This is a genomic window from Bradyrhizobium sp. P5_C11_2, from assembly GCF_054049755.1.
Genome location: NZ_JBFULT010000330.1, coordinates 1 through 8,501 on the forward strand (window position 1 = coordinate 1; position 8,501 = coordinate 8,501).

The 8,501-nt window shown below is 66.1% G+C and carries 9 protein-coding genes; 5 read left to right on the forward strand and 4 right to left on the reverse strand.

Translation table 11 applies throughout. The features are described from left to right. Positions 1–136: 136 nt before the first annotated feature. Positions 137–337 carry a hypothetical protein gene (locus tag ACXJL8_RS26210; protein WP_456619308.1) on the reverse strand — a complete coding sequence of 67 codons (201 nt, stop codon included), beginning with the start codon at positions 335–337 and terminating at the stop codon, positions 137–139. 36 nt (positions 338–373) lie between these two features. Beyond that, a complete protein-coding gene (locus ACXJL8_RS26215) occupies positions 374–1,375 on the reverse strand; it encodes a 2-dehydropantoate 2-reductase (RefSeq protein WP_456685852.1) in 1,002 nt (333 codons plus the stop codon). A gap of 167 nt (positions 1,376–1,542) precedes the next feature. Here ACXJL8_RS26215 and ACXJL8_RS26220 point away from each other — a divergent pair, with 167 nt between their 5' ends. Both ACXJL8_RS26220 and ACXJL8_RS26225 read left to right on the forward strand, forming a co-directional pair. Beyond that, entirely contained in the window at positions 1,543–2,130 is a 588-nt protein-coding gene (locus tag ACXJL8_RS26220) for a YidB family protein (RefSeq protein WP_456619306.1), read from the forward strand. A gap of 42 nt (positions 2,131–2,172) precedes the next feature. Then, on the forward strand, positions 2,173–2,445 hold the full coding sequence (locus ACXJL8_RS26225) for a GlsB/YeaQ/YmgE family stress response membrane protein (protein ID WP_456619305.1): 273 nt from the start codon (positions 2,173–2,175) through the stop codon (positions 2,443–2,445). 96 nt (positions 2,446–2,541) lie between these two features. Here the strand turns inward: ACXJL8_RS26225 and ACXJL8_RS26230 are convergent, their stop codons facing one another. Continuing rightward, the gene (locus ACXJL8_RS26230; protein WP_456619304.1) at positions 2,542–3,327 is read right to left on the reverse strand and encodes an SDR family NAD(P)-dependent oxidoreductase; all 786 of its coding nucleotides are present in this window, start codon (positions 3,325–3,327) and stop codon (positions 2,542–2,544) included. Positions 3,328–3,589: 262 nt separating this feature from the next. Here ACXJL8_RS26230 and ACXJL8_RS26235 point away from each other — a divergent pair, with 262 nt between their 5' ends. Genes ACXJL8_RS26235 through ACXJL8_RS26245 form a run of 3 tightly spaced genes read left to right on the forward strand, consistent with a single transcriptional unit; the run spans position 3,590 to position 6,663 of the window. After that, entirely contained in the window at positions 3,590–4,654 is a 1,065-nt protein-coding gene (locus ACXJL8_RS26235) for an acyl-CoA dehydrogenase family protein (protein ID WP_456619303.1), read from the forward strand. A gap of 20 nt (positions 4,655–4,674) precedes the next feature. Further along, positions 4,675–5,835, forward strand: coding sequence for an acyl-CoA dehydrogenase family protein (locus tag ACXJL8_RS26240; protein ID WP_456619302.1), 1,161 nt, complete (start codon positions 4,675–4,677; stop codon positions 5,833–5,835). Positions 5,836–5,850: 15 nt separating this feature from the next. After that, positions 5,851–6,663, forward strand: coding sequence for an enoyl-CoA hydratase/isomerase family protein (locus ACXJL8_RS26245; protein ID WP_456619301.1), 813 nt, complete (start codon positions 5,851–5,853; stop codon positions 6,661–6,663). Positions 6,664–6,998: 335 nt separating this feature from the next. Here ACXJL8_RS26245 and ACXJL8_RS26250 read toward each other — a convergent pair. Continuing rightward, positions 6,999–8,501, reverse strand: a 1,503-nt coding sequence (locus ACXJL8_RS26250; protein ID WP_456685853.1) for an acetate--CoA ligase family protein, incomplete at its 5' end; no start/stop codon positions are given.

Sequence of the window (8,501 nt, forward strand, 5' to 3'; positions counted from 1 at the left end):
CATCACCCCAGGGAGCAGTTGCGGCACGAGACTGGTCACCACGAGTCTTCGCCAAACCCCATTCGGTGGCTATGGGTCCCGGCCTTCGCCGGGACGACGCATGTGGCGCCAACCTGCGCGCACGCGACTCCGCGCATCAATTCGGATGTTTCTTCTTGCTGCGCCTGGATGTCGCCACAGGCGCCGTCGCCGGTGAACTGCCCAACTGCGACCTGCTCTCCTGCAATCGCCTGTCATAGCCGGGAGAGTTCACGACCGTCGGCGGCCGGGCTTCAGCAAACGTGGACGCGCCGCACAACACGGCCAGCGCGAATCCAATCATCACGAAACGCCTCATCGTTGCTCCTCCGGTCGCGCGGCATGCACTCAGGCGCTACCCGCGAATCTGCCGCGGCGTCAGCGCCGGCGGCCCTTGGCCCGCCGTCTCTGCCTCCTTGATCAGCGCAACAATGCGGCGCATCAGCGGCACCTCGACGCTGTTCCGTTCGGCCAGCGCGATGACCACGCCCTGGAGGTGGTCGATCTCGGTCTTGCGGCCCTGCTTCAGATCCTGCCACATCGATGAGCGCGCCTCGGGATCGATCTTCATGGTCCGTCCCAGGATCAGGTTGAAGATCGCGTCAGGCAATCTCAGCAAGGCCGGCGTCCAGGACGAGGGGATCGGCGTCGCCGAGACCGGATCGATGCCGGCAGCCTTCATCGCGGCCAGCCCTTCCGCCATCTGGTCGGCGAACAGTCTTCGCCAGTCGCGGTTCGCCAATTGCGCGGCGAGCGGCAGGTCGGACAGCGCGCTGAGCGCGTTGTTCAGGTTGATGATCAGCTTGCCCCATTGCACGCCGGTGATGTCGCGGCTCGCCCGCAYCGCGAGACCGGGCACCGAGAGCGCCGCGGCCGTATTCGCCTCGTCGGCCTCGAGGTGAATGTCGCCGGAGGTCGAGCGATGGAAGCGGCCATCGCCCATCGCGATCACGTTGAACGGCACCATGCCGGCGAGCACGCGCCGGCCGCCGAGACGCTCGCGCAGAACCGCGACATTGCCGACGCCGTTCTGCAGGGACACGATCACCGCATCCTGCGGCGCGTGCTGCGCGATCCGGTCCGCAATGTCGGCCGTGTCGGAACTCTTCACCGTGACCAGCACAATACCGGCGCTGTGGAAGATCGCAGGGTCCTCGGACAAAGCGAGCTGGCCCGCACCCAGCTTCGTCTCCGAGCCGTCGAAATCAGTCAGGCGCAGGCCGAACCGCTCGATCTCGGTCCTCACCCGCGGCCGCACCAGCAGCGCAACGCGGCGGCCTCCGGCCGCCAGCATGCCTCCGACAAAACAGCCGATGGCGCCCGCGCCGGCCACCACGATCGGTCGATCCGCAACCACCAGACCTTGCTCCCTTAACGTCCCGCCCTCGATAGCAGAGGCAGCTCCGGCTGCCCATCGGTTGCGACGCATTCGCCTTGTAACCGTCATGAGAGCCCCATATGTTTTTGCCCCGGGGGCTTGTCGCCGGCGAGACCTCGCCGACGAGAACGCCAAAGGAGAGCACCATGGGTCTACTCGACGTCCTCAACGGCATGCAGAACGGCCCGCGCGGCCCGAGCACGCCCAGCTCCGAGAAATCCTCCGGCGGCATGTCGCCCATGACCATGGCGCTGCTCGGCCTGCTCGCCTGGAAAGCGTTCAAGCACATGACCGCGGGCCAACCGGGCGCAGCGCCACAGCAGCGGTCACCGCTGCCGCCGCCGACGCCTGTCAATACAGGCGGTGCAGCTCCTCCCGGCGGCAGCGGCGGCCTGAGCGATTTGCTCAAGGGCGGCCTCGGCGGCCTGCTTGCGGGCGGCGCGGCCGGCACCGTGCTGAGCGGCGGGCTCGGCGATCTCCTCAACCAGCTCCAGCAGGGCGGCCACGGCGAGACGGCGAGCACCTGGGTCGGCAAGGGAGAGAACAAGCCGATCGCGCCCGGCGACCTCGCCAACGCGCTCGGCGCCGACCAGATCGAGAGCCTGTCCGCCCAGAGCGGCCTGTCGCGCGACGAGCTGCTCTCAGGCCTCAGCCAGTATCTGCCGCAGGTGATCGATCATTTGACGCCGGACGGACGGTTGCCGACCGAGAACGAGATCTCGGGCAGACTTTAATCAAAATCTGATCGACGCGTTCTCGGGAAGGGGAGCACTCTCATGAGCATGGGCGGCCTGTTGTGGATCATCGTCGTCGGCTTCATCGCCGGCCTCATCGCGCGCTGGCTCGCGCCGGGGCCGAACAATCCGAGCGGCTTCATCCTCACCACCATCCTCGGCATCGCCGGCGCATTCCTCGCGACCTTCATCGGCCAGGCCATCGGCCATTACGGTCCGGACCAGGGCGCCGGCCTCATCATGGCCACCATCGGCGCCGTGGTGGTGCTGTTCATCTGGCACCGGCTGGTGGCGAGCGGCGTGATCAAGGGGTAGCCGCAGTCACTTTGGGCTGTGGTCTATCAACAAAAATGGTGTCGTCCCGGCGAAGGCCGGGACGACACCAGTGTATGACGCGCGAAGCAGCGCCACTCACGTCACCAAATGCATCCCGGCATCCATGCGCACGACCTCGCCGGTCATGTTGCTCGAGGCCGGCATCGCCAGGAAGCAGACGAGCTGCGCGATGTCATCGGCGGTTGATGCGACCTTCAGCGGCACCTTCGCGACCACGCTGTCGCGCACCTGCTTTGCACCCGCTTCGCCGCGGCCCTTGGTGAACCAGGGCGTATCGATATAGCCGGGACACACCGTGTTGACGCGGATCAGCGGCGCCAGCGCGCGCGACAGCGACAGCGTCATGGTGTTGAGCGCGCCCTTGCTCGCCGCATACGCAATCGACGAGCCGACGCCGCTGATGCCGGCGACCGAGGACACGTTGACCACCGCCGACGGCCGCCCCGACGCCTTCGCACCGGCCTCCAGCAGGCTGCGCGCCGCGCGCACCATCTGGAACGGGCCGATCGTGTTGACGCCATACAGGCGCTGAAAATCTTCCGCCGACAACCCGTCGAGATCGGCATGGGCGACGTGCTTGGTGATGCCGGCATTGTTGACGAGCACGTCGAGCCGGCCCCAGCCGGCGGCGGCAGCCACGATCTTGCGGCAATCCTCATCCTTGGAAACGTCGCCCTGCGCCACCAGCACCTCGGCTGCGCCGGCCTTGCGGCAGAGCTCTGCCGTGGCTTCGGCTTCCTTCTGGCTCGACGAATAGTTGATGACGAGCCGCGCCCCGCTCCGCGCGAGAATTTCCGCGGTCGCCGCCCCCAGTCCGGATGCGGACCCCGTCACGATTGCGCACAAGCTGTCCTTAGCCATCCGGTTTTCCTTCCCCGTTATTACAGGCTCTCTGGATTTAACCGGCCTTGTTTAGCGAGTTTGGCGCGCCCTGCAAATCGAGCAAACTCCGCTAAGCGGAATTAGTCCGGATCGATCCCCGGCCCATGCCGGCGCCGCAGATGGGCTTGCGATCAACGCTTGTCAGGACCATGGCTTTTTCCGATCATCCGGCGCAAGAAGAGACCGCATCTCCGTCCGTCTGCCGGACCGGACATGCCAATGGCAAAACACGGGGAACGCTGTGGCGGAGAGTGACAATATCGTCGTCGAGACCGCGGAAAAAATCTTCGCCGATCTCGCCGATCCGCAAACCATCAACAACGACAGGAAGGATTCGTGGCAGGCGCCGCTGTGGCAGGCGCTGAGCGAGGCTGGCCTGCCGTTGTCGTGGGTGCCCGACGACCTCGGCGGCTCCGGCGCCAGCCTTGCCGACGGCTTTGCCCTGCTGAACGCCGCCGGCCGCTTCGCCGTCGCGGTTCCCCTGGCCGAGACCATGCTGGCGGGCTGGCTGCTGGCACAGGCGAAGATCGCCTCGCCGGAAGGCGAGATGACGGTGCTGCCGGCCTCGCCGAAGGACCGGATCACGCGCGATGCCGACGGCGCGCTCTCCGGCCGCGCCCGCGGCGTGCCGTTCGCCAAGGCAGCGAAGCATTTTGCCGTGCTGGCGCACGGCCAGGACGGCGTCTCGATCGCGTTGATCGACGCGGGCAAGGCGCGGATCGAGACCGGGCTCAATGTCGGTTACGACCACAGCGACACCGTCACGCTCGACAAGGTGCAGCCCGTCACCATCAAGCCCGCGCCGAAGGGATTTGACCAGACCACGCTGATGCTGATGGGCGGCGTCGCGCGCAGCCTCCAGATCGCCGGCGCGCTGGAAGCGATGCTCGACATCTCCGTGCGCTACTCCAACGAACGCGTCGCCTTCGAGAAGAAGATCTCGAAATTCCAGGCGGTGCAGCACAATCTCGCGCGGCTTGCCGGCGAATCCGCCGCCGCACTTGCGGCCGCGACCTCGGCCGCCGACGCGATCGCGAACGCAAAGTCGTTCAACGACGAGGTCTATCTCGAAGCTGCCTCGGCAAAGATCCGATGCGCGGAAGCAGCCGAAAAGGGCGGCGCCATCGCCCACCAGGTGCACGGCGCGATCGGCTTCACCAGCGAGCACATCCTGCACCGCTTTTCGCTGCGGGCGCTGGCCTGGCGCGACGATTTCGGTTCGGAAAGCCACTGGGCCGTCGAGCTCGGCAAGCTGGTCGCCAACCGTGGCGCCGACGAATTGTGGCCGCTCGTGGCGTCGCGCTGAGTCATAAGGACGAGACACACATGACCGCTGCCCTCCGTTTCGATCCGATCCGCCTGCCCGCCGAATGCGAGCAATTGCGCAAGGAAGTGCGCGCCTTCCTCGCCGAGGAAATCGCCGCCGGCACCTTCGATCCGCACAAGCCCAACCGCGAGGACACCGACGCGCCGGAGTTTTCGCGCCGGGTCGGCGCCAAGGGCTGGCTGGGCATGACCTGGCCGAAGAAATATGGCGGCCAGGAACGCTCCTTCCTCGAACGCTACGTGGTGACGGAAGAGATGCGCGTCGCCAACGCGCCGACGCGGCGCTTCTTCGTCGCCGACCGCCAGAGCGGGCCGGTGCTTTTGAAGTACGCCCCTGAAAACATCAAGATGGACATCCTGCCGCGCATCTGCCGCGGCGAGGTCTGCTTTGCCATCGGCATGAGCGAGCCGAACTCCGGCTCGGACCTGTTCGCGGCGAAGACGCGCGCGACCAAGACCGACGGCGGCTATCTCATCAACGGCACCAAGATCTGGACGTCGTCGGCGCATATCGCCGACTACATGATCGCGATCTTCCGCACCTCGCAGCCGACCAAGGAAAACCGCCGCCACGGCCTGACCCAGTTTTTGGTCAAGATGAAGCAGCCGGGCATCCAGGTGAACCCGATCGGCCAGATCACCGGCCAATATGAGTTCAACGAGGTCGTCTTCACCGACTTCTTCGTCCCTGACGATCACGTGCTGGGCGAAGTCGACGGCGCCTGGAAGCAGGCGACATCCGAGCTTGCCTATGAGCGCTCGGGTCCGGAGCGCTTCCTGGAAACCTATTACGTTCTGACTGAGCTGGTGCGCGCGGTCGGTCCCAATCCGGACACGCGCAGCGCCGAAGGCATCGGAAGGCTCGTCGCGCAGCTCCACACCATGCGGCGCATGTCGGTCTCGGTCGCCGGCATGTTGCAGGCCGGCAAGGAGCCGGTGGTGGAAGCCTCCATCGTCAAGGACATCGGCACGGTCTGGGAGCAGCAGCTTCCGCACCGCGTGCGCGATCTCGCCGCCTTCGTCGAGGAGACCGCGACCAACCGCGAGACGCTGGAGCGGCAGCTCGATTTCGCCATCAAGACCGCACCGAAACTCACCATCCAGGGCGGCACCACCGAAGTGCTGCGCGGCATCATCGCGCGCGGACTTGGTCTGCGCTAACTCTTCGAGGACATCATGAGCACATATACAGATATCGGCGTCGAGAAGGTCGGGCATGTCGGCACCATCGAGATCCGCAGGCCGCCGCTGAACTTCTTCGACATCTCGCTGATCAACCAGATCGCCGATGCGCTCGACGAGTTCGACCGCGACATCGAGATCCGCAGCTCAGTGCTGTCAGCGCAGGGCAAGGCGTTCTGCGCCGGCGCCAATTTCGGCGATCCGGCGCGGCAGGCGCAGGAAGCGCGCGAAGCCGAGAAGAAGGGCGATCCCGCCGACAACCTCGGCCCGATCAACCATCTCTACATCCAGGCCGTGCGCATCTTCCGCATCAAGAAGCCGATCGTTGCCGCCGTGCAGGGCGCGGCCATCGGCGGCGGCCTCGGGCTCGCAGTCTCGGCGGACTTCCGCGTCACCTGCCCCGAAGCGCGCTTCTCCGCGAACTTTACAAAGCTCGGCTTCCATCCCGGCTTCGGCCTGACCGTGACGCTGCCCGAACTGATCGGCAAGAACAATGCCGAGCTGATGTTCTACACCAGCCGCCGCGTCACCGGCGAGGAAGCCGTCAAATGGGGCCTCGCCAATGAGCTGGTGCCGCAGGACCAGGTCAAGGCGGCCGCGATGAAGCTCGCCGGCGAGATCGCCGAATGCTCGCCGCTCGGCCTGCTCTCTACGCGCGCCACGATGCGCGCGGGGTTGGCCGATCGCGTGATGGCCGCGACCAACCACGAGCTCACCGAGCAGACCAGGCTGCGCGCGACGGAAGATTTCAAGGAAGGCGTCAAGGCCACGGAAGAGCGGCGCGCCGCGAATTTCAGGGGGCGGTGACGACCGTATCGCTCGGCTGCGGCCACATCCTCCGCCGTCGTCCTGGCGAAAGCCAGGACCCATTACCCCAAGGAGACGTTGTGGCGCGAAGCAGGTAACCACGAGTCTTCGCCAAACTCCTCCCTGGGGTAATGGGTCCTGCGCTTCGCTTGTCCAGGACGACGTTAGAGATTGATCCCGCGGCCCACACTCCGCTGTCGTCCCGGCGAAGGCCGGGACCCATACCCCCAGGGAGACGTTGTGGCGCGAAGCTGGTAACCACGAGTCTTCGCCAAACCACTGCCTGTGGGTATGGGTCCCGGCCTTCGCCGGGACGACACTGATTTTTTGGCTGGCTACCTCCGCCCCACCACCAGCGCATCCACGATCGTCACGCCCTGCCCTTCTGCGTGCACCAGCACCGGGTTGAGCTCGATCTCCGCGATCTCCGCCGCATGCCGCGCGGCGAGCACTGAGATGTCTGCGATCAGTTGCGCCACCGCCGCGACGTCGGCCYTGGCCGCCCCGCGGAACCCGTTCAGCAGCGGCGCGGCTTTCAGGCTCGCCAGCATGGCGCCGGCCTCTTCCGCGCTCACCGGCGCCGGACGATAGACGACGTCGCGGAACAGCTCCGTGGTGATGCCGCCGAGACCTACCATCACCATGGGACCAAACGTCCTGTCCGTCATCGTGCCGACGATGATCTCGACGCCCTTCTTCGCCATCGGACCGACCAGCACACCCTGGATCGTCGCCTCCGGCCGGTGCTTGCGCGCATTGTTGAGCAAGGCCTCGAACGCCAGGAACACCTCGCCCTTGGTCGTGATGTTGACGCGCACGCCGCCGACCTCGCTCTTGTGCGCGATATCCGGAGACTGGATCTTCATCACCAATGGGAAGCCAACACGGACGACTGCTTCGTCGAGCCCGCCTTTGTCCCTCACCAGCACCTCATCCGGCAGCACGATGCCAGCGGCGCGGAGCATCGCCTTGCTGTCGGCCTCGGACAGAGTTGGCGCTTTCAGATACGCCGAGAGATCGCGCGCCGGTGGCCGCGCCTGGTCCGCAGGCTTGGGCAGGCTGAACGTCGCGTAGTCGACCAGCTGCCGCATCGCGACGCCGACATAAGTGAGGCCCGACAGCACGACCACGCCGGATTTCGCAAGCTCGCGGCGCGCAAAGTCCGACGGCAGCGTGTAGGAATAGAACACCACCGGTTTGCGCTGCGCTTCAAGCGCCGGTTTCAGCTCGGATTCCTTGAACGGCATCCGCACCTCGCTCGACAGCGACAGCACGACCAGGATCGCGTCGACCTCGTCGGAGGCCGTGAGCAGGTCGACGCTCTTCTGAAGCCCGCCCGAGGTCACGCCTTGCGCGGTGACGTCGATCGGATTGCGCGCGCTGCCGTAGGACGGCATCAGCTTTTTGATCTCCGTCTGGATCGGCTCGGAGAGCTCAGGCACCTGCAAGCCGCGCAGCGCCACCGCATCCGCGCCCCAGATCCCGGCGCCGCCGGAAACGGTGRCCACGGCGACGCGATCACCCTTCGGCAGCGGATTGCTGGCGAGCACGGCGGCGATCGTCAAGGCTTCGTCGAGATCGTTGGAAATGATGAAGCCGTACTTTGCGAATACCGCATCGTACGCCGCCGACCAGCCGGCCATGCTCGCGGTGTGCGAGGCGGCTGCGCGCTCACCGGCGCCGGAACGGCCGACCTTGGTGACGATGACGGGCTTGTTCAGCTCGGCCGCGCGCCGTGCCGCGGCGAGAAATTTGTCGACGTCGCGAATGCCTTCGATGAACAGCAGGATCACGCCGGTCGAGGCGTCCTGCACCAGATAGTCCAGGAACTCGCCGGC